At 72.1% G+C, this 585-nt stretch carries 2 pseudogenes; both read right to left on the bottom strand.

The features are described 5' to 3' along the window. Nucleotides 1–357: pseudogene (locus RIF93_RS14885) on the bottom strand (TonB-dependent receptor); the annotation flags it as partial. Nucleotides 358–361: 4 nt separating this feature from the next. Then, nucleotides 362–585 (bottom strand): annotated as a pseudogene (locus tag RIF93_RS14880) (hypothetical protein); the annotation flags it as partial.

Genomic DNA, 585 nt, shown 5'->3' with positions numbered 1-585 from the left:
CTCGCCGGCCGGACGGATGCGGAAGTCGACGACGCCGGTGGGCGCGGTGAACAGGTAATTCTGCGCGGCGAGGCCGACGCGCACCACGTTGCTCTCGACCAGACGGTCGGTGAAGGACGCCGGCCGATCGACGTAGAGGCCTTCCAGGCGGACATTGCCGGCCGTGATCGGCGAGAATCCGCGGACCTCGCTGCTGCTGTAGAGGCCGACGCGCTCGTTGCCGATGCTGGCGCCGAAGGCGTCCTCGGCGCCGGCCACGGCGTTGTCGTTGACCCGCTGGGCCAGGGCCTCGGCGGGCAAGCCGCACAGGCAAGCGAGGACCACGCCCCGCAGGGCCGCAAGCTTGGTGCTGGGCATCCGATCAGGCCCTGGCGAGCCGCGGCGCAAGGCGGCGGCGAGGCCGCAGAAGGCCCGCAGCGCCCACCAGCAGCGTGACGAGCACGAGGCCGGCGAGCAGCGAGCCCGGCCACGTGGCGCCTTCCGTCCGCGGCCGGAAGGTCGGGGCGCGGGCGAAGTCGGCGCGGTCGAACGGCCGCTCGTTGAAGAGGTAAGGGTAGTAGAAGCGTCTCAGCTGGGCGTGGAAAC

The organism is Phenylobacterium sp. (assembly GCF_031181185.1).
Taxonomy (GTDB): domain Bacteria; phylum Pseudomonadota; class Alphaproteobacteria; order Caulobacterales; family Caulobacteraceae; genus Phenylobacterium.
Note: the sequence above shows the minus strand (reverse complement) of the source record. Positions and strands in the feature narration are given on the sequence as shown.